The following is an 18,447-nucleotide window of genomic DNA, read 5'->3' as shown; positions in this document are numbered from 1 at the left end:
TCTAGGCGGCCTGGATGGGTGCCGGTGGTGCCACCGGGGCCGGGTTTGCCGCCGGACGCGCGGACTCGACCGCAGCGGCCTTGGTTTCACGGGCCAGGAAGGCGGACAGCTCGCCGATGGTACTCATCAGCGGCGCCGGGAAGACGACGGTCGAGTTCTTGTCCACCGCAATCTCCACTAGGGACTGGAGGTTCCGCAGCTGCAGGGCCAGCGGGTGGGCCATCATCGTGTCCGACGCCTCGCCGAGCGCCGCGGCGGCGATCGCCTCACCCTCGGCGGCGATGATCTTGGCCCGCTTTTCCCGCTCCGCCTCGGCCTGCCGGGCCATGGCCCGCTTCATGCTCTCCGGCAACTGGATGTCTTTGAGCTCCACGAGGGTGACCTCGACGCCCCACTCCAGTGTGAGGGCGTCGAGGATTTCGCGGATATCGCTGTTGATGTGTTCCGTCTCGGATAGCGTCTGGTCCAGGCTGTGCCGGCCGACAACTTTCCGGAGCGTGGTCTGCGCGATCTGGTTGATCGCGGCGGCCACGTTCTCGATCGCCACGACCGACTTCACGGCGTCGATCACCCGATAGTAGGCCACGGCGGAGATGTCCACACTGACGTTGTCCTGGGTGATGATGCCCTGCGACTGGATCGGCATGGTCACGATCCGCAGGCTGACCAGCTGCAGTCTGTCGATCACCGGGATGATGAAGCGCAGGCCGGGCATCCGGACGCCGATCACCCGTCCCAGGCGGAACAACACACCCTGCTCGTACTGGCGGACAATCCGGATCGACATGCGGGCCACGATCAGGAGCGCGGCCGCGACGATCAGCCAAATAACGACGGCGGTAAAATCCATCCGAATCGCTTCCTTGCATGGCGGGGTTACTGTTTTCATTCTCCCACCGACGCGGTAAAAAGGCGCCGGTGCCCCGGCTGCCGGGGGAGACCGTAGAATGAACAGCGGATGGGTTGACCAGGCGGCCGCGCGTCACGCAAGTGGCTCGAGGAACGTCCGGGCTCCGCAGGGCAGGGTGGTGGGTAACGCCCACTCGGGGTAACCCGCAGGCCAGTGCCACAGAGAATAGACCGCCTGGCCCAGGGCCGTGTCCGCACGGCTCGGGGAGCAGGTAAGGGTGAAACGGCGGTGTAAGAGACCACCAGCTTCCCGGGTGACCGGGAAGGCTAGGTAAACCCCACCCGGAGCAAGGCCAGACAGGACACGTTTGAGGGCTGCCCGCCCGAGTGTCCGGGTAGGCCGCTGGAGGGCGTCGGCAACGGCGTCCGTAGATGGATGGCCGCTACTCCCGCGCCGGTAACAGCGCGGGAACACAGAACCCGGCGTATCGGTCAACCCATCCACTCACACAAAAGGGGCCGGCACCGTATGGTGCCAGCCCCCTCGTTTACTTCGTAGGTTTCGGATCAGGCCTTGGCCTTCCGCTTCACCCAGCCCCATGCCGCCGTGGCGACAAACAGGGCGAGGCCGATGACGGCCAGCCACAGCAGGCCCTTCACGACGAAGCCGAGGATCGAGAGAATGAGCCAGATGACAAGTAGTGCAACGATGAGTCCCATCCGGACATCCTACGACACGGGGTGCTCTGGCCGCGTGTGAGTGATTTCACGCCGTCCCCGGCCCCCGGCGACCGGGCCGCCGCTTTAGACTGGATAGCGAACGTAGATGTTCTGCCACCGGGTCTGCGTTCGCAGCCGGTGGCTTTTTCTTTGCGCTCCAAGCAGGCGCACGGGGTGGACCGAATCCCCGCCGCGTCCAGGTTCCGGAAACCCGCCGGGAACCGACTTCCGCATACGAGGACGTATGTGGTGGATTTTAGGAAGGTAGTTCTGTGAGCCAGACGTCAGATTCTTGTCTTGATACGTGGATGGGCCGGGAGGCGCTCGCCGAGGCCATGATCCCGGTGATCGGCCGGCTGTACCGCGAAAACAACGTGGTGACGTCAATCCACGGCCGGAGCCTGATCAACAAGTCCACCATGAACATCCTGAAGGCGCACCGCTTCGCCCGCCGGATGAGCAAGGAAGAGCTGCGCCTCGAAGAGACCGCGCCCCTGCTGGACGCCCTCACTAAGCTGGACCTCGGGGCGGCAGCCATCGACATTGCCCGCCTGACGGAGAAGTACCGTGCAGAAGGCGACGGCGTCAGCCTGGACGACTTCCTGCGCGAGGAGCTGGCCGAAGTTGTCGGCAAGCGCGGCGGCGACGACCGCACCAGCACCGACGTCGTCCTCTACGGCTTTGGCCGCATCGGCCGGCTCCTGGCCCGCCTCCTGATCGAGAAGGCCGGCGGCGGCCACGGCCTGCGCCTGCGCGCGATTGTGGTGCGCCGCGGCTCGGACAACGACCTCACCAAGCGCGCCAGCCTGCTGCGCCGCGACTCGGTGCACGGCTCCTTCGAAGGCACCATCAAGGTGGACCTCGACAACGACACCATCACCGCCAACGGCGTCCAGATCCAGGTCATCTACTCGGACAACCCGGCCACCGTGGACTACACCGCCTACGGCATCCACGACGCCCTGGTCGTGGACAACACCGGCCGCTGGCGCGACGCCGAAGGCCTCTCCCAGCACCTGCAGAGCAAGGGCGTCTCCCGCGTTCTCCTGACCGCCCCGGGCAAGGGCGAGCTGAAGAACATCGTGCACGGCATCAACCACGCCAGCATCACGGACTCGGACAAGATCGTCTCCGCGGCGTCCTGCACCACCAACGCCATCACGCCGGTCCTGAAGGCCATCAACGACCGCTACGGCGTCGTGCACGGCCACGTCGAGACGGTGCACTCCTTCACCAACGACCAGAACCTGATCGACAACTTCCACAAGGGTGACCGCCGCGGCCGCTCCGCCGCGCTGAACATGGTCATCACCGAAACCGGTGCCGCCAAGGCAGTCGCCAAGGCGCTGCCCGAGCTCCTCGGCAAACTGACCGGCAGCTCCATCCGCGTCCCCACCCCGGACGTGTCCCTGGCCATCCTGAACCTGAGCCTGGAAAACGGCACCACCAAGGACGAGGTCAACGATTACCTGCGCGAGATGTCGCTGCACTCGGAACTCCGCAAGCAGGTGGACTACATCGATTCGCCCGAGGTTGTCTCCACCGACTTCGTGGGTTCGCGCCGCGCCGGCATCGTCGACGGACTGGCCACCATCAGCAACGACAAGAACCTGGTCCTCTACGTCTGGTACGACAATGAATTCGGTTACAGCTGCCAGGTGGTCCGAGTGATGGAGGAAATGGCCGGCGTGAACCCGCCGTCGTTCCCGGCCAAGGACGCTGCCGCCACCCTCGAGGCTGCCGGCCTGCCGGTCGAGGTGGGATAGCTCCGGACTGGCGACCTTTCCCGGCCGGGTCTCTGGAATCGGCCGGGAAAGGGCACCACAATGGAGCCATGGAACAGAACTCGGCTGTGGAGCACGAAACCACCCTGGAACATGCCCTCGACGTCGCCCGGCGGAACGCCAAGGAAGCCAAGCGCCTCCTCGACGACGCCCGCGCCAAACGCGAGGCCGGCGAGATCGACGACGCGCGCGTCAGCCAGCTTGAAGCGCTGCTGAATCTCGCCGAGGAGGACCTCCGCCGGGTCACCAAGGAGCAGTAGCGGCACGGCGCGGACTGCACCTGGCCCCAGCTGAACGCACGGCCCTGAACCGCCGGCAGCCACGCACCAGGGTGCGGGACTTGTCCTGCACACTGTGGACAACCGACCCGACGTCGGCGCGGCCGCCTAGGCTGGCGGGGTGCAGCAACCCCACCGATCCCTGGCGCTTCCGTGAGCGTCACCTGGAACGACTTTCGGCGAACCCGACGACGGTCCCGGCAGGCGTGGGCCCTGCTGGCCACTGCGTTGCTTGCCGTCGCGGGCGGTCTGGGCTGGTTTTTCACCGTGGGCCAGTTCGCCTTGGCCGCACCGCAGACCAACGGACCCCGCGAGGCTCCCGTGTTCGCGGCGGGCTGGATGAGACCCGTCAACCCGGTGCGCGCCGTGCCGCCGGGAAGCGCCGCGGACGCCTTGGAGTCGCTGCCGGTCAAAGGCCGGGCAGCCGGCAGCAACTACAACCGCACCGCCTTTGGCCAGGCCTGGCTCGACGTCGACCGCAACGGCTGCGACACCCGCAACGACATCCTCCGCCGCGACCTCGCCAACGCCCGGTTCACCGAAGGTTCCCGCTGCCGGATCGGCGCCGGAACCTTCCAGGAGCCCTACACCGGGCAGACCATCGCCTTCCAGCGTGGCGCTGGGTCCAGCAAAGCGGTGCAGATCGACCACGTGGTGGCGCTGGGCGACGCCTGGCAGAAGGGGGCGCAGCAGCTGACCGCCGTGCAGCGCCAGCACCTCGCCAACGATCCGCTGAACCTGATCGCCGTCGACGGCCAGGCCAACCAGGACAAGAGTGCCTCCGACGCCGCCACCTGGCTGCCGCCGAACAAGGCGTTCCGCTGCCACTACGTGGCCCGGCAAATTTCGGTCAAAGCCGCCTACGGGCTCTGGGTGACGCCGGCCGAAAAGGATGCGATGAAGCGGGTCCTCGGTGGCTGTCCGGGGCAGCGGACGATCGTGCCGCTGACGGGGTCCGCGGAGCCGGGGGCACGCTGACGCGGGCCGGATCCGGCAGAAGAGCACCGAGACCAGGCACCAGCCGGCGAGGAGCACCACGAGAAGCAGTAGCGGGATGTTCCACTCGGAGACGACCACGCGGTCGGCCGAACTTTGGCCCGCGTCCCCCTTGGCCGGCCGGGCATCCTGCCAGGCCCTGACAATCGCATCCCGTCCGCCCGGCGTCGACGACCGCGCCATGCGCTCATTGGCCGGAAGCATCCCGAAGGGGCGTTGCTTCCAGTCGCGGGCGTGCTGGAACCCGGCCCCAAAGGCGCTCGGCGGCGTCGGGGCGCCCCAGCTGACGTACCGCTTCCCGGCGGCGTTCACCGTCACGGTGTGCCGGACCTCGACGTCGTCTACCGCGGTGAATGGGATCCGGTGCCGGCGGAGGCCGTTCACCACGTCAAACCTGTCGGCTCCGATGATCAGCCGCGGCTGCCACTGCGTCAGGTAGACCAGCAGCGACGCTGCAGCCAGCCAGGGCGCGGCCGCTGTGGCGGCACCGCCCCTGCCCGCGAGCAACAGCCAGCCGACGGCGGTGGCGCTGCCGGCCCAGACCAGCAGCGACACCACCCTGCCGGATGGCTCCTTGAAACTGCGCGGCTTCGGATTTGAGCGTGTTCTGGTTTCCCCCATGCGGACATCATGCCAGCGGTGCGCAGGTTTCCTGGCTAAGCCCCGAGCGCCTGTTGGGCGAGTTCAGCTTCCAGCCGCTCGACGTCGACCCGGTGGCACAGTTCGGTGGCGTGCGTCGTGACCGTGGCGCTTCCGGCAGCGACGGCCGAGCGGAACGCGTCGGCCAGCGTGCGCCCCTGCGCCAGCCGGAGCACGAAGGCTGCCAGGAAACTGTCACCGGCACCCACGGTGCTTTGCACCTGCACCTGCGGCACGGCCAGCCGGAGCGTGCCGTCCTTCGAGGCGAGGACAGCTCCCTGCCCGCCCAGGGTCAGGGCCACATGTTCGGCGGATCCGTCGGATACCAGCGCCATGGCGGCGTCGAGCTCGCTTTGTTCGCTGTCCAGCGTGGTGCCGAAGTGCAGCCCGAGTTCCCTCCGGCTGGGTTTGACCAGGAACACGCCCTCGGACAGGGCAGCGGCCAGGGCTGGCCCGGAGGCATCCACCACGCAGCGCGCATTCTGCTCCCGGGCCAGCCGGGCCACCTCCGCGTAAAAGTTGTCCGGTACCCCCGGCGGTAGGCTGCCGCTGGCCACCACGTAGCCGCCCGGCTGGATAGAGTCAGCCACGAGGGCCAGGCACAGCCGCCATTCGGGCTCACTCAATTCCGGACCCTGCAGCACAAAGCGGAACTGCTTCCCGGTGGACGTCTCATCGACCGTAAAGTCCTGCCGCGTGCTGCCCTGGATGGGGACTACCAGGGTGGGAAGCCGCTCGGCCTCGATCAGCCGTCGGTAAGCCTCGCCCGTGGGGCCGCCCGCGGTGTAGACGGCCAGCGGGCGCCCGCCGAGCCGCTGGATGACCCGTGCCACGTTCACGCCGCCGCCGCCCGGATCCAGCCGGCTGGGGCCGCAGCGCAGTTTGTGGCCGCTGGTCACCAGCTCGGTTGTGGTGCTGACATCCAGGGCGGGGTTCACGGTGACGGTGAGGATGGGCTGCGCCGGCGCCGGCGGGGTGGCTTCCATGAGCCCAAGCATAGGAGCGCCGGGATGCCGGTGTCCCCGGGCCGACGTCCCCTTGTGGGCCCTCAAGCGCTCGGCAAGAATGGGCGCGGCAGGACAGGGCGCCCGCACGGGCGGCAGGATACGGCGTCGGCCGGCGTCGGCCCATCCGCCGCGACGACTGGAGCGGGGACCATGGCACATGGCAAGAGCGGGGCCGGCAAGGGCGGCACCGGCAAGACTGGCGCCGGCAAGACTGGCTCTGGAAAGGCCCTGGCGCGCCGGAAGGCGTCAGGGGAGCAGGCAGCGGGGCGGTTGCCGCTCGGCGTCTATGAAGCCGAACTCGCCCGGCTGCAGGCGGAGCTGGTCGCGTTGCAGGAATGGGTCCGCAGCACCGGTGCGCGCGTGCTGGTGATCTTCGAGGGACGCGACGCCGCCGGCAAGGGCAGCGCCATCAAACGCGTCACCGAGTACCTGAACCCGCGCGTCGCCCGCATCGTCGCGTTGCCGGCCCCGACCGAACGGGAACGCGGCGAATGGTATTTCCAGCGCTACGTGGAACACCTCCCGGCGGCGGGGGAGATCGTCCTGATGGACCGGTCCTGGTACAACCGTGCCGGCGTCGAACGGGTCATGGGGTTCTGCACGCCCGCGGAACACAAGCGCTTTATGGCCCAGTGCCCGGTCTTTGAGCGACTGCTGATCCAAGATGGCATCCTGCTGTTCAAGTACTGGTTCTCGATCAGCCACGCGGAACAAGAACGGCGTTTCAAGTCGCGGCTGGAGGACCCGCTCCGGCAGTGGAAACTCTCACCGATGGACCGGGAGGCGATCCTGCGCTGGGAGGACTACTCGCGGGCCAAAGACGACATGTTCATGCAGACCGATACCGCCGAGTCGCCCTGGTTTGTCGTCGAGGCGGAAGACAAGCGCCGGGCCCGGATCAACATGATTGCCCACCTGCTCTCCAGCATCGACTACACCGAAGTCAGGACGGAGCCGGTGACCCTGCCGGAACGGCCGCGCGCCGTCAACTACACGCGGCCGCCGCGGGACCTGTTCCGCTACGTGCCGGACCACGCCGCGCTGCTGCAGAAGCCGGCGGAGGATTAGGGCAGGTGGTGGAGCCGGTACTCGAACTGTAGGGTACCGGCATGGACATCATCCTGGTACCCGGGTTCTGGTTGGACGCCTCGTCATGGGAGGGCGTCACCCCGCCGCTCACCGCGGCCGGACATAGGGTGCACCCGTTGACGCTGCCGGGCCTCGAATCGGCAGTGGCGCCGCGCGCCGGCATCGGCCTGCGCACCCACATCGACGCCGTCGTCGCAAAGATCGATTCCTTCGACGCGCCGGTGGTACTGGTGGGCCACTCCGGCGGCGGAGCCATCATCCACGGCGCCGTCGATGCCCGGCCGGACCGGGTGGCCCGGGCCATCTACGTGGACAGCGGACCTCTCGCCGACGGTGGTGTCATCAACGATGAGCTCCCGGCGGACGGCGACGACGTGCCCTTGCCGCCATGGGAACTCTTCGAAGACGCGGACCTCACCGACATGACCGACGAGCTGCGCGCCATGTTCCGCTCCCGCGCCATCCCGCAGCCCCGCGGCGTGGCCCAGGACCCGCAGCACCTCAAGGACGAACGCCGTTTCGAGGTCCCGGCCACTGTGATCGCTTGCGAATTCCCGTCCTCGATGCTGCGGGAAATGATCGCCGGGGGCCACCCGTACGTGGCGGAGCTGGCACGGATCCGGGACGTGGACTACGTGGACCTGCCCACCGGCCACTGGCCCCAGTTCACCAAACCGGCCGAGCTGGGTGCCGCCATCCTGGCAGCCGTCGACCGGGTCTAACTCCGCGGCGGGTCCTCAGTGGCCGAACGGATCCGGGTCCACGCCCGGCATCCACGTCAGTCCGGGGACGCCCCAGCCGTTCTTCTTGGCCTGCTTCATCGCCTTGCGGGCGTAGCGGTCGATCAGCCGGTTGACGTATAGCTTGCCGTCCAGGTGATCGTATTCGTGCTGGATCACCCGGGCGAACCAGCCCGTCGCCTCGAATTCAACCGGCTTGCCGTCCCCGTCGAAGCCCTGCACGCGGGCCCACTCGGCGCGCTTGAGCGGATACTGGCCGCCCGGGAAGGACAGGCAGCCTTCCTCTTCCTCGTCCGGGTCCGGCAGCGCCCCGGAGACCTTCGAGAGGGTCAACACCGGGTTGACGACGACGCCGGCCGGCGGGGCGCCGTCGTCGTTAACGTATTTGTAGACAAAGAGCCGCTTGCCCACACCGACCTGGGGCGCGGCGAGTCCGACGCCGTTGGCGGCGTCGTTGGTCTCGAACATGTCCGCGATCAGGGTGCGGAGTTCGTCGTCGAAGACTTCGACCTCGGCGGCCCGGCGGTGCAGCACGGGTTCGCCCCAGATCGTGATGGGCAGGACTGTCATGTCGGCGGGTTCCTTTGGTACTGGGGGTTGCTGCGGCGAGGCTCAGCCGGCGATGGTGCGGCCGACGACGTCGCGCATGATTTCGTTCGTGCCGCCGAAGATGGTCAGCAGCCGGGCGGCGAGGTACGCCTGCGCCACCGGGTACTCCAGGATGTAGCCGTACCCGCCGTGCAGCTGCAGGCACCGGTCGGTAACGGACTTGGCGCGCTCCGAGGCCCACAGCTTGGCCCGGGCCGCCGCGGCGGCGTCCAGCTCGCCCGCGTTGAACGCCTGGATGGCCCGGTCTACGTAGGTTTCGGTGACCTCGACCTCGGTGAGGATGTCGGCCAGTTCGAAGCGGCTGTGCTGGAAATCGATGATCCGCTCGCCGAACGCGTTGCGGTCCTTTGTGTACGCCACGGTCGCCTCATAAACGGCGCGCACGACGGCGGAGCTCGCCACGGCGATCGCGAGCCGGCCCTGGGGGAGCTGCTCGGCGGCGTACTGCAGGCCCTTGCCTTCCTCGCCGACAAGGTCAGCGTGCGGCACCCGGACATTGTCGAAGAACAGCTCGGCGGTGTCCGAGGCTTTCAGCCCCATCTTGTCCAGCTGGTTGCCGGTGTTGTAACCCTCGGACTTGCGCACCATAAAGAGGGAGAAGGAGTCGCGGCCGCCGCGGCCGGCGCTGCCGTCGGTGCGGGCCAGGACCAGGGATGCGTCGCCGGAGATGCCGTTGCCGATAAAGGTCTTCTGGCCGGTGATCAGCCAGTCATCGCCGTCGCGGACGGCCTTGGTGCGGATGCCGCGCAGGTCCGAACCGGCGCCCGGTTCGGTCCAGGCGACCGAGGTGACCGTCTCGCCGGAGACCATGCCGGGAAGCCAGCGCGCTTTGAGGTCGTCCGAGCCGTAGGCCAGCAGGTGGGGGAGGACCATGTCATCGTGCAGGTGGAAGGCCAGGCCCACGGCCAGGTGGTTGCTTTTGGCGAATTCCTCGTCCAGCACGGCCCGGAAGCGGTAGTCGGCCATGCCCATGCCGCCGAACTCTTCGGGAACCGCGAGCCCCAGCAGGCCCTGCTCGCCAGCCGCGGTCCAGAGCGAACGGGGCATCATGTGGTCCTGGTCCCACTGGCCGTAGTGCGGGGCCACCGCCCGCGCGTTGAACTCCGCAGCCATCTCACGGAACATCTCGTGGTCTTCTTCAAAGAGCTGGCGCTTCATCGCGGTTCCTTCCACGCACGGACAACAACTGGACAGGCAGAACTGGACAGACAACAAAGGCCGCACCGGATATCCGGTGCGGCCTTTGGAAAAGGTCGGACAATTCTGCCGTCCTTTGTGAGGGTGAGCGACGGGGGTTGAACCCGCGACCTCCTGGACCACAACCAGGCGCTCTGCCAACTGAGCTACGCCCACCATGTGCCCCGCCATGCCTTCCGGCGAACCGGCTGGCTGAAAAGGCAACGACAAATAGCTTACCTGCTGTTCGGGGGTGGTTTTGCCACTTTCGTCGAATTCGACGAAATTTTCCCCAAACGTGGTGGAGATTACTCCGCGGGTGCTGCTGCCGGAGCGTCGGCGGGGGCCATGATCGACTTCGCGATCCGCTGCGCCGTGGCGCTGTCCGGACCCGGTGCGGGCACAAAGACCGCCTCCCGGTAGTAGCGGAGCTCGTCGATCGAATCCTTGATGTCGCCCAGGGCTCGGTGGCCGCCGAGCTTGGCGGGCGACTGGAAGTACGCCCGGGCGTACCAGCGCCGAGAGAGTTCCTTGATGGTGCTGACATCGATCACGCGGTAGTGCAGGTGTTCCACCAGCTCCGGCATGTCGCGGACCAAGAACACGCGGTCGGTGCCGACCGAGTTGCCGCCCAGCGGCGCCTTCTTCGGATCCGGCACCCACTTCTTGATGTACTCAAGCACGACGTCCTGGGCTTCGGCCATGGTCTTGCCGTGGGGGAGCTCGGCCAGCAGCCCGGACCGGGTGTGCATGTCGCGGACGAAGTCGTTCATTTGGGCCAGCGCGGCGTCGTCCGGTTTGATGACGACGTCGACGCCGTCGCCGAGGATGTTCAGTTCCGAGTCCGTCACCAGGGCCGCCACTTCGATGAGGGCGTCGTTCTTGGAGTCCAGGCCGGTCATTTCGCAGTCGATCCACACGATGCGTTCATTAGATATAGGCACCCGCCCAGCCTACCGTTCCGCCGCCGCTGAGCGGTCCGGTGCTAGGATTTTGGTACGCGGCCGTCGAAGATTTTCGTCATCGCGGCGTGCCCTCATGGCCGGCTGCCCGGCCTGTTGCGGGCCGAACCAGCCCCACAACAGATTGGACAATCCTGAGATGACGGCGCCTGTACCTGCGGCGGGGGAAACGGCTGCCGGTACGTCCCGCCAGGCCCCCAAAGCGGTGGTTGCGGATGTGGACAACGCGAAGTCGCCGATCCTTGCCGGGTTCGTCGGGTCCATGTTCATGGCGGTCGGTTCGCTCGGCGTCGGCTGGCTGGCCCCGGTCTCCGAACTGCGGCGCCTGCCCCTGTTCATCTGGATGCGGACGGAAGCCGTAGGTGTGGGGCTGAGTATTGTGCTCCTGGCCGTCGGCGGTATGCTGCTGGTCCGCGCCTGGCTCCGGCTGGGGCAGCGGGTGCGCACATGGGGCGCCGGCGCCCGCAGGGCCACCCTGCTGGCGGTGGCGGCGTGGGGGCTGCCGATGATGTTCTCCGTGCCCCTGTTCAGCCGCGACGTCTACGCCTATATCGGCCAGGGCCGCCTGATGGTGGAGGGTTTCAACCCGTACGAGAACGGCATCTCGGCGCTGTCTAATTACTTCCAGCTGGGCGCGGACAAGATGTGGACCGAGGCCCCGGTGCCGTACGGGCAGCTGTTCCTCTGGATCGAGCAGTTCGTTGTCTGGTCAACGAACGTGCACCCGGAAGCCAGCATCATGCTCTTCCGGCTCGCCGCCCTGGTCGGCATTGTGCTCTGCGTAATCTACGTGCCCAAACTGGCCGAGCTCCACGGCGTCAACCCGCACCGGGCCCTCTGGCTCACCGCGGCGAACCCGTTGTTCCTGACCAACTTCATCGCCAGCGTGCACAACGACGCGCTGATGCTCGGCCTGGCCCTCGCAGGACTCTACTACTGCGCCACCAGGCGGGTGCTGCTTGGCCTGGTGCTGGTCACACTGTCCATTTCGGTCAAACCCATCACGATCGTGTTCCTGCCGTTCATCGGCCTGCTGTGGGCGGGCAAGAACGCCGGCTGGCCACGCAAATTCGTCTTCTGGGCGCTCACCGCCGGCATCAGCCTGGCCTTGCTCTACGCCATGAGCCTGGTCAACGGATTCGGTTTCGGCTGGATCAACGGGCTCTCCGCCCCGGGCAGCATCTGGATCTGGTACGCGCCGGTAGGCCTGCTGGGGCTGATTGTCGCCTCGATCTTCAACGCCTTCGGCCTGGACGGCTGGGGGTTGGCCAAATGGGTGTACGACGCCGGGAAACTGCTGGCGCTCGGGATCGTCGGCTGGCAAATCTTCCGCGGGGACTACGACCGCCTGATGCGCCGGCTCACGCTGGCGTTCGCCGCCGTCGTCTTCCTGGCGCCCATGATCCAGTCCTGGTACGTCGTCTGGCTGATCCCGCTGTTTGCGGTCACCGGCATCCGGGACGACTGGCAGGTCAAGGCCGTGTACTTCATGGTGTCCTTCTTTATGGTCTACGCCATTTCGGACCAGCTCGAGGTCTTCCCCTACCTGCAGACCGAGGACCTTGGCCTCGCCCTCGCGCTGGCCCGCAACGCCGCCGCCATCATCGCGTTGCTGTTCGCCCTGTACCTGATCTTCCTCGATCCGAAGACCAAGCAGTTGTTCAGCAAACCGTCGGAACCGGTCACCACCCGGCCCGTCATCTAAGCGTCGGCAGCCACCTGCCCCCGCGTCGGAAGGAAGCCCCGTGTCCATGATCAAGACTCCCGAAGAGATCGCCCTGATGCGCGAGGCCGGGCGCGTGGTCGCGAACGCGCTGGCGCGGGTGCGCGAGGTTGCCGCCGTCGGCGTCTCCCTCAAGGAACTCGACGCCGAGGCAGCTACGGTGATTGCCGAAGCGGGCGCCACCCCCGCGTTCCTGGACTACCATCCCCGGTGGGCCTCGGTGCCCTTCCCCGGCGTGATCTGCACGTCCGTCAACGACGCGGTGGTGCACGGCATCCCGAACGACTACCGCCTGGCCGACGGCGACCTGCTGAGCGTGGACTGCGGCGCCTTCCTGGCGGGCTGGTGCGGCGACGCCGCGGTCAGCTTCATCGTGGGGACCGCGGACCCGGTGGACCAGGCGCTGATCGATGCCACCGACGACGCCCTGGCCCGCGGCATCGAGGCGGCACGGATCGGCAACAAGATGGGCGACGTCGCGTACGCGATCGGCGGGCCCGCCCGCCGGGCAGGCTACGGGCTGCTCGCCGACCACGGCGGCCACGGCATCGGCAAAACCATGCACGCAGAGCCGCACGTCCCGAACGACGGCAGGCCGGGCCGCGGCATCAAACTGACCGAAGGGCTCGTCATCGCGATCGAGCCCATGCTGATCCTCGGCGGCAAGGACGACTACTACCACGACGCTGACGAGTGGACCCTCCGCTCGGCCAACGGACGCCGGGCGGCGCACAGCGAGCACACCGTGGCGATCACCGCGGACGGGCCGGTCATCCTGACACTGCCCTAGGGCCGCCGGGCGTCGCCGGGCCGCCCTGGCAACCTGGCGGCCCGGCGTCGTTCGGCGTCGTTCGGATCAGCGGGTGCGTGGCGCCTGGCCGGCGAGCCGGGCGCGCTGGCGGTGTGCGGCGAGACGCAACTGGATGATGCGCGCCGCTCCGGCGATGGCCACCAGGATGCCGCCGCCGACCGCGGCGATGAAAAGCGCGACGCCGAGCGGGACCGCCCCTTCGAGGCCGAAGTACTTCACCTGAACGTAGACCTGGTTCTGCAGGATAAAGACAATGAGCAGGACCAGCACCACCAGGGCGCTGGCGACGGCCGCCCACACCATACCCGCGCGGGTCACCTGGCGGGGTTCCGCGGCGGGCGCGGGTGTGGGGGCTGCGGTGCCGGAGGTTTCCCTGACCGGGGCTGCGACGGCGTCCGCCGGAGCCCCGGTAGCCAGGCCGGTGCCGCTCGCCGGGCCGGCGTCGGGGTAGCCCTCCTCGACGGGCCCGGAAGGGACGCCCGCCGAGGGGTACTGCGCGGGCAGGGCGTCGTTGGGATCCTGGGGATCGAATCCGCGTGGTGTCTGGGTCATGGCTGCCGTGCCTTTCGGTTGCGGGCGGGCCGTGCAGGCTTTCCCTGGCGGCCCGTCTGTCACCTTAATAGTAAGGGTGCTTATGGCGGACGGAGGCACCTGGTGATGGCGGGTTGTGGCCTAATCCTCAGTTCCGGACACCGCACCTGGCGGCCCGTTGGCAGCGGGCGGGGGACGGTATAGCGTCACAGTCAAAGGGCGCCTGGAGTGGGCGGTTCAGCCGAGGAGGCACAGCCGTGACGATCGTCGACAACGCAGTGTATGTGGACGGGTACCGGACTGCGGACCCTGAGGACCTGGACGAGACGTACTTCGTGCTGCGGCAGCGACAGGGCATGGCGTGGATCGGGCTCTACCGTCCGGACGCGGCGGAACTGCGCTCGGTGGCCGAGGAGTTCGACCTGAACCATCTGGCGGTGGAGGACGCCCTCGCAGGCCATCAGCGCGCCAAGCTCGAACACTACGGCGACACCCATTTTTTGGTGCTGCGTCCGGCCCGTTACCTGGACGAAGTGGAGAAGGTCCAGTTCGGCGAGATCCACATCTTCACAGGCCCCGACTTCGTGGTCACCGTCCGGCATGCCGAATCCCCTGACCTGGCGCGGGTGCGGCGGCGGATGGAGTCCCAGCCCGGGTTCCTCGCCCTTGGGCCGGACGCCGTGCTGTACGCCATCCTGGACCAGGTGGTAGACGAGTACGAGCCCGTGGCCGCCGGTCTGGAGAACGACGTGGACGAGATCGAGGATGAGCTTTTCGCTGCCGACCCGGGCGTTTCCCGCCGGATCTACGAGCTCTCCCGCCAGGTGATCATGTTCCAGCGGGCGACGGCGCCGCTTACGGGCATCCTCCAGGCGCTCCGGGCCGGCCGGCCCAACCATGTGCCCGGTCCCGAACTGCAGGATCATTTCCGCGACGTGCTGGACCATGTGCTGCGCCTGAGTGAACGGATCGCCGCCTTCCGTGCACTGCTGCAGAACGCGCTCGCGGTCAACGCCGCCCTCGTGGCCCAGCGGCAGAACGATGAGATGCGGCTCCTGACGGAATCAAGTATCGCCCAGAACGAACAGACCAAACGGATTTCGTCCTGGGCCGCCATCCTCTTCGCGCCGACCCTGATCGCGTCGATCTACGGGATGAACTTCCGCCTGATACCGGAACTGGACTGGATCTTCGGCTATCCCATGGCCCTGGGGCTGATGCTGCTGATGGCAGTGGTCCTCTATCTGACTTTCAGGCACAACAAGTGGATTTGAAGGCACGGGGCAGCGGGTGCGGCCCTGGCGGCGGGTGACCCGCGACCAGGGCCGCCAATTGTGCCCCAGGAGGGAATCGAACCCCCGACCGGCGGATTAGAAGGCCGCTGCTCTATCCCCTGAGCTACTGGGGCACGTTCGGCGTGCCCGGCTGCTGCCGGCGACGCCTCAAGAAGTTTACAGTGCCCGGCGCACCTTGCCGCTCAGGAGCAGCCCGGCAGGGCGCGGCTTTCTCGGTCCCGCCCGGCTGGTTGCCCTGGTTTTCCACATAGCGGATTCCCGCACTGCCGGCCGGGCCGGGCTGGCCGGAAGCTGGAACTGCCTGCTAGGGCACGACCAATCGAGACAGGACAGACTAATGAACGACAGCATCACGGTCCGCGGCTTCGTCGCCACGGAGATCAGGAGCTCGACGACGCCGGGCGGCGTCGCCACCGCGTCCTTCCGGATGGGCTCCAACCAGCGGCGCTTTGACCGCTCCGCGAACGCCTGGGTGGATGGAAACACCAACTGGTTCACGGTGCAGGGCTACCGCCAGCTGGCCGGAAACATGGGCTGCAGCATCAAGAAAGGCCAGCGGGTCATCGTGGTCGGCCGGCTCAAGATGCGCAGCTGGGAAAAGGACGGCCGTATCTATCACTCTGCGGAGATCGATGCGGAATCCGTCGGCCACGACTTGATGTGGGGCTCCGCGAATTTCACGCGCACGTCCGGGGGCGGCCCGGTGCCCGGCCACGACACCGCTCCTGAACGAAGGGACGGCGGCCACGACGGTCCCGACGACGGCGGCCATCACCCGGACACGGACGACACGGACGACGCGGGCGACGCGGGCGCCGACGACGGGCTGGACTTCGACGAAGAGACCGGCGAACTGAAGGAGGCGGCCGCCTGAGACCGGGGACGGACGTCCGCGTGGAACAATTGCCGGGTGAGGCGGACTGGCACGGAACATCGGGCGCCCCTGCGCGTCCTTGGCGGGCTGGCGCTGCTGCTGGCAGTAACGTCGGCGTGTTCGCCCGCCGGCGGCAGCGCGGGAACGGCTACGGATCACACTGCTCCCGCCCCGGCCGGGACGCCCGGCGTTGGCACGTCCAGGACCGCGGAGCGCCTGCAGGCGGCCCTGGCGCAAGCGGCCGCCCGGGAGGCCAAACCGGGCACCGGCAACATTCGGCAGGCCCTCGCCGAAGCAGGTTTCCCGCCGGGAGCCGTCGAAGTCACGGCGAGCCGGACACCCACGGGGCTGGAGGCCGACGCCGTGGAAGCCGCGGTCCGGCAGGGCCGGGACTGCGTCGTTGGCCAGGTGCGGGGTGGCTCCGTGGCGGTGGTCGTGCTGCCGGTCCTGGCGGACGGGCGCTGTTTGGCGGGCTCGCCCGCCTAGCGGCCATCTCCCTGGATTCCGCCGCCTGGACCGCCGGCTGGCCAGGCCCTGAATGTGAGTTATCCGCGCCAAGCCACTAGATTTGTAGGCATGGCGGAATTTATCTACACAATGACCAAGGCCCGTAAGGCCGTTGGCGAAAAACTTATCCTCGACGACGTGAGCATGTCCTTCTTCCCGGGGGCCAAGATTGGTGTTGTTGGCCCGAATGGTGCCGGTAAGTCCACCATTCTCAAGATCATGGCCGGCCTGGACACTCCCTCCAACGGCGAAGCCCGGCTGAGCCCCGGCTACACCGTCGGCATCCTGCTGCAGGAACCGCCGTTGAACGAGGACAAGACCGTACTGGGCAACGTCCAGGAAGGCGTCGGCGAGATCTACGGCAAGATCCAGCGCTTCAACGAGATCTCCGAAGAAATGGCCAACCCCGACGCCGATTACGACGCCCTCCTCGAGGAGATGGGCCAGCTGCAGGAAGCCATCGACGCCGCCGACGCCTGGGATCTCGATTCCCAGCTCGAGCAGGCCATGGACGCCCTGCGCTGCCCGCCCGCCGATGCCGACGTGACACTGCTCTCCGGTGGTGAGCGCCGCCGCGTGGCCCTCTGCAAGCTCCTGCTGCAGAAGCCGGACCTGCTGCTGCTCGACGAGCCCACCAACCACCTCGACGCCGAGAGCGTGCTGTGGCTCGAACAGCACCTCTCCTCCTACCCGGGCGCCGTCCTCGCCGTCACCCACGACCGGTACTTCCTGGACCACGTGGCCGAATGGATCGCCGAGGTGGACCGCGGCCACCTGTACCCGTACGAGGGCAACTACTCCACGTACCTCGAGAAGAAGCGTGCCCGCCTGGAGGTCCAGGGCAAGAAGGACGCAAAGCAGGCCAAGCGCCTCTCCGAGGAACTCGAGTGGGTCCGCTCTAACGCCAAGGGCCGCCAAACCAAGTCCAAAGCCCGTCTGGCACGCTACGAGGAAATGGCCGCCGAGGCGGACCGCACCCGCAAGCTTGACTTCGAAGAGATCCAGATCCCGCCGGGACCGCGCCTGGGCGGCCTGGTCCTGGAGGCCAAAAACCTGCAGAAGGGCTTCGAAGACCGCACCCTCATCGACGGACTGTCCTTCACGCTGCCGCGCAACGGCATCGTCGGCGTCATCGGACCGAACGGTGTCGGCAAGACCACCCTGTTCAAGACCATCGTGGGGCTGGAGCCCCTCGACGGCGGCGAGCTGAAGATCGGCGATTCCGTCAAGATCTCCTACGCGGACCAGAGCCGCGGCGGCATCGACCCGAACAAGACCCTGTGGGAGGTCGTTTCCGACGGCCTCGATTTCATCCAGGTCGGCCAGGTCGAGATGCCGTCCCGCGCCTATGTCGCCGCCTTCGGCTTCAAAGGCCCGGACCAGCAGAAGAAGGCCGGGGTGCTCTCCGGTGGTGAGCGCAACCGCCTTAACCTGGCGCTGACCCTCAAGCAGGGCGGCAACTTGCTGCTCCTTGACGAACCGACCAACGACTTGGACGTTGAGACACTCAGCAGCCTCGAAAACGCCCTGCTCGAATTCCCGGGCTGCGCCGTCGTCGTCTCGCACGACCGCTGGTTCCTGGACCGGGTGGCCACCCACATCCTGGCCTACGAAGGCGACGAGGAGAACCCCTCGAAGTGGTACTGGTTCGAGGGCAACTTCGAATCCTACGAGGAGAACAAGATCGAGCGCCTCGGCCCCGACGCGGCCAAGCCGCACCGCGTGACGCATCGCCGCCTGACCCGCGACTAGGTTCCGCGCGGCAGACCGCCAGGTGCGCATGGAGAAGGCCGGTTCCCCGCGGGCGCTTTCTAGGGGTCGTTGCAACACCTGTTGGTTAGGTGGTTAGTAGTAAAT

At 67.5% G+C, this 18,447-nt stretch carries 18 protein-coding genes, 2 tRNA genes and 1 other RNA gene; 12 read left to right on the top strand and 9 right to left on the bottom strand.

Annotated elements, in window-relative coordinates; translation table 11 throughout:
* Position 1: 1 nt before the first annotated feature.
* Positions 2-850 (bottom strand): SPFH domain-containing protein, encoded by an 849-nt coding sequence (locus tag ABIN76_RS16860; RefSeq protein ID WP_346960818.1) that lies wholly within the window; start codon positions 848-850, stop codon positions 2-4.
* Between the two features lie 109 nt (positions 851-959).
* On the opposite strand from ABIN76_RS16860, the gene rnpB reads away from it, so the two are divergent.
* Positions 960-1,353: RNase P RNA component class A (gene rnpB / locus ABIN76_RS16855), an RNA gene on the top strand.
* Positions 1,354-1,416: 63 nt separating this feature from the next.
* Here rnpB and ABIN76_RS16850 read toward each other — a convergent pair.
* Positions 1,417-1,569 carry a hypothetical protein gene (locus ABIN76_RS16850; RefSeq protein ID WP_346960817.1) on the bottom strand — a complete coding sequence of 51 codons (153 nt, stop codon included), beginning with the start codon at positions 1,567-1,569 and terminating at the stop codon, positions 1,417-1,419.
* 272 nt (positions 1,570-1,841) lie between these two features.
* On the opposite strand from ABIN76_RS16850, the gene ABIN76_RS16845 reads away from it, so the two are divergent.
* From ABIN76_RS16845 to ABIN76_RS16835, 3 genes are all read left to right on the top strand, one after another.
* Entirely contained in the window at positions 1,842-3,335 is a 1,494-nt protein-coding gene (locus ABIN76_RS16845; protein ID WP_346960816.1) for a glyceraldehyde-3-phosphate dehydrogenase, read from the top strand.
* 68 nt (positions 3,336-3,403) lie between these two features.
* A complete protein-coding gene (locus tag ABIN76_RS16840) occupies positions 3,404-3,613 on the top strand; it encodes a hypothetical protein (RefSeq protein ID WP_175320883.1) in 210 nt (69 codons plus the stop codon).
* A 171-nt stretch (positions 3,614-3,784) separates the two neighbouring features.
* Positions 3,785-4,609, top strand: coding sequence for an HNH endonuclease family protein (locus tag ABIN76_RS16835; protein WP_346960815.1), 825 nt, complete (start codon positions 3,785-3,787; stop codon positions 4,607-4,609).
* A gap of 674 nt (positions 4,610-5,283) precedes the next feature.
* Here ABIN76_RS16835 and ABIN76_RS16830 read toward each other — a convergent pair.
* Entirely contained in the window at positions 5,284-6,252 is a 969-nt protein-coding gene (locus tag ABIN76_RS16830; protein WP_346960814.1) for a 1-phosphofructokinase family hexose kinase, read from the bottom strand.
* Positions 6,253-6,423: 171 nt separating this feature from the next.
* Here ABIN76_RS16830 and ppk2 point away from each other — a divergent pair, with 171 nt between their 5' ends.
* Together ppk2 and ABIN76_RS16820 are read left to right on the top strand one after the other, a co-directional pair.
* Positions 6,424-7,341 carry a polyphosphate kinase 2 gene (gene ppk2 / locus ABIN76_RS16825; RefSeq protein ID WP_346960813.1) on the top strand — a complete coding sequence of 306 codons (918 nt, stop codon included), beginning with the start codon at positions 6,424-6,426 and terminating at the stop codon, positions 7,339-7,341.
* Between the two features lie 41 nt (positions 7,342-7,382).
* Positions 7,383-8,084 carry an alpha/beta hydrolase gene (locus ABIN76_RS16820; protein WP_346960812.1) on the top strand — a complete coding sequence of 234 codons (702 nt, stop codon included), beginning with the start codon at positions 7,383-7,385 and terminating at the stop codon, positions 8,082-8,084.
* Between the two features lie 15 nt (positions 8,085-8,099).
* Here ABIN76_RS16820 and def read toward each other — a convergent pair whose 3' ends face one another.
* The 4 genes from def to orn all read right to left on the bottom strand — a co-directional run bounded on the left by def (position 8,100) and on the right by orn (position 10,831).
* The gene (gene def, locus ABIN76_RS16815; protein WP_346960811.1) at positions 8,100-8,672 is read right to left on the bottom strand and encodes a peptide deformylase; all 573 of its coding nucleotides are present in this window, start codon (positions 8,670-8,672) and stop codon (positions 8,100-8,102) included.
* 42 nt (positions 8,673-8,714) lie between these two features.
* Entirely contained in the window at positions 8,715-9,869 is a 1,155-nt protein-coding gene (locus ABIN76_RS16810) for an acyl-CoA dehydrogenase family protein (RefSeq protein WP_346960810.1), read from the bottom strand.
* A 122-nt stretch (positions 9,870-9,991) separates the two neighbouring features.
* A tRNA-His gene (locus tag ABIN76_RS16805) sits at positions 9,992-10,064 on the bottom strand.
* Between the two features lie 131 nt (positions 10,065-10,195).
* Positions 10,196-10,831 carry an oligoribonuclease gene (orn, locus tag ABIN76_RS16800; RefSeq protein WP_346960809.1) on the bottom strand — a complete coding sequence of 212 codons (636 nt, stop codon included), beginning with the start codon at positions 10,829-10,831 and terminating at the stop codon, positions 10,196-10,198.
* Between the two features lie 157 nt (positions 10,832-10,988).
* On the opposite strand from orn, the gene mptB reads away from it, so the two are divergent.
* Together mptB and map are read left to right on the top strand one after the other, a co-directional pair.
* Positions 10,989-12,554 carry a polyprenol phosphomannose-dependent alpha 1,6 mannosyltransferase MptB gene (gene mptB, locus ABIN76_RS16795; RefSeq protein WP_346960808.1) on the top strand — a complete coding sequence of 522 codons (1,566 nt, stop codon included), beginning with the start codon at positions 10,989-10,991 and terminating at the stop codon, positions 12,552-12,554.
* Between the two features lie 40 nt (positions 12,555-12,594).
* Positions 12,595-13,362, top strand: coding sequence for a type I methionyl aminopeptidase (gene map / locus ABIN76_RS16790; protein ID WP_346960807.1), 768 nt, complete (start codon positions 12,595-12,597; stop codon positions 13,360-13,362).
* A 66-nt stretch (positions 13,363-13,428) separates the two neighbouring features.
* Here the strand turns inward: map and ABIN76_RS16785 are convergent, their stop codons facing one another.
* Positions 13,429-13,935 carry a lipopolysaccharide assembly protein LapA domain-containing protein gene (locus tag ABIN76_RS16785; RefSeq protein ID WP_346960806.1) on the bottom strand — a complete coding sequence of 169 codons (507 nt, stop codon included), beginning with the start codon at positions 13,933-13,935 and terminating at the stop codon, positions 13,429-13,431.
* A gap of 236 nt (positions 13,936-14,171) precedes the next feature.
* Between ABIN76_RS16785 and ABIN76_RS16780 the strand changes: the two genes are divergently transcribed.
* Positions 14,172-15,188, top strand: coding sequence for a magnesium and cobalt transport protein CorA (locus ABIN76_RS16780; protein ID WP_346960805.1), 1,017 nt, complete (start codon positions 14,172-14,174; stop codon positions 15,186-15,188).
* 61 nt (positions 15,189-15,249) lie between these two features.
* Here the strand turns inward: ABIN76_RS16780 and ABIN76_RS16775 are convergent.
* Positions 15,250-15,322 (bottom strand) — tRNA-Arg (locus ABIN76_RS16775).
* Between the two features lie 224 nt (positions 15,323-15,546).
* On the opposite strand from ABIN76_RS16775, the gene ABIN76_RS16770 reads away from it, so the two are divergent.
* The 3 genes from ABIN76_RS16770 to ettA all read left to right on the top strand — a co-directional run bounded on the left by ABIN76_RS16770 (position 15,547) and on the right by ettA (position 18,342).
* The gene (locus ABIN76_RS16770; protein WP_346960804.1) at positions 15,547-16,083 is read left to right on the top strand and encodes a single-stranded DNA-binding protein; all 537 of its coding nucleotides are present in this window, start codon (positions 15,547-15,549) and stop codon (positions 16,081-16,083) included.
* Positions 16,084-16,119: 36 nt separating this feature from the next.
* Positions 16,120-16,569: a DUF6993 domain-containing protein gene (locus tag ABIN76_RS16765; protein ID WP_346960803.1), complete on the top strand. Its 450-nt coding sequence runs from the start codon at positions 16,120-16,122 to the stop codon at positions 16,567-16,569.
* Positions 16,570-16,659: 90 nt separating this feature from the next.
* Entirely contained in the window at positions 16,660-18,342 is a 1,683-nt protein-coding gene (ettA, locus tag ABIN76_RS16760; protein WP_346960802.1) for an energy-dependent translational throttle protein EttA, read from the top strand.
* The last annotated feature ends 105 nt before the right edge of the window (positions 18,343-18,447 follow it).

Source organism: uncultured Arthrobacter sp., assembly GCF_964021775.1.
In the GTDB taxonomy this organism is placed as follows: domain Bacteria; phylum Actinomycetota; class Actinomycetes; order Actinomycetales; family Micrococcaceae; genus Arthrobacter.
Note: the sequence above shows the minus strand (reverse complement) of the source record. Positions and strands in the feature narration are given on the sequence as shown.

Excerpts from the sequence above, each read along its gene's own strand:
- ABIN76_RS16860 (WP_346960818.1), bottom strand. The coding sequence starts at position 850 with ATGGATTTTACCGCCGTCGTTATTTGGCTGATCGTCGCGGCCGCGCTC.
- ABIN76_RS16850 (WP_346960817.1), bottom strand. The coding sequence starts at position 1,569 with ATGGGACTCATCGTTGCACTACTTGTCATCTGGCTCATTCTCTCGATC.
- ABIN76_RS16840 (WP_175320883.1), top strand. The coding sequence starts at position 3,404 with ATGGAACAGAACTCGGCTGTGGAGCACGAAACCACCCTGGAACATGCC.
- ABIN76_RS16830 (WP_346960814.1), bottom strand. The coding sequence starts at position 6,252 with ATGGAAGCCACCCCGCCGGCGCCGGCGCAGCCCATCCTCACCGTCACC.
- ppk2 (WP_346960813.1), top strand. The coding sequence starts at position 6,424 with ATGGCACATGGCAAGAGCGGGGCCGGCAAGGGCGGCACCGGCAAGACT.
- ABIN76_RS16820 (WP_346960812.1), top strand. The coding sequence starts at position 7,383 with ATGGACATCATCCTGGTACCCGGGTTCTGGTTGGACGCCTCGTCATGG.
- def (WP_346960811.1), bottom strand. The coding sequence starts at position 8,672 with ATGACAGTCCTGCCCATCACGATCTGGGGCGAACCCGTGCTGCACCGC.
- ABIN76_RS16810 (WP_346960810.1), bottom strand. The coding sequence starts at position 9,869 with ATGAAGCGCCAGCTCTTTGAAGAAGACCACGAGATGTTCCGTGAGATG.
- mptB (WP_346960808.1), top strand. The coding sequence starts at position 10,989 with ATGACGGCGCCTGTACCTGCGGCGGGGGAAACGGCTGCCGGTACGTCC.
- ABIN76_RS16785 (WP_346960806.1), bottom strand. The coding sequence starts at position 13,935 with ATGACCCAGACACCACGCGGATTCGATCCCCAGGATCCCAACGACGCC.
- ABIN76_RS16770 (WP_346960804.1), top strand. The coding sequence starts at position 15,547 with ATGAACGACAGCATCACGGTCCGCGGCTTCGTCGCCACGGAGATCAGG.
- ettA (WP_346960802.1), top strand. The coding sequence starts at position 16,660 with ATGGCGGAATTTATCTACACAATGACCAAGGCCCGTAAGGCCGTTGGC.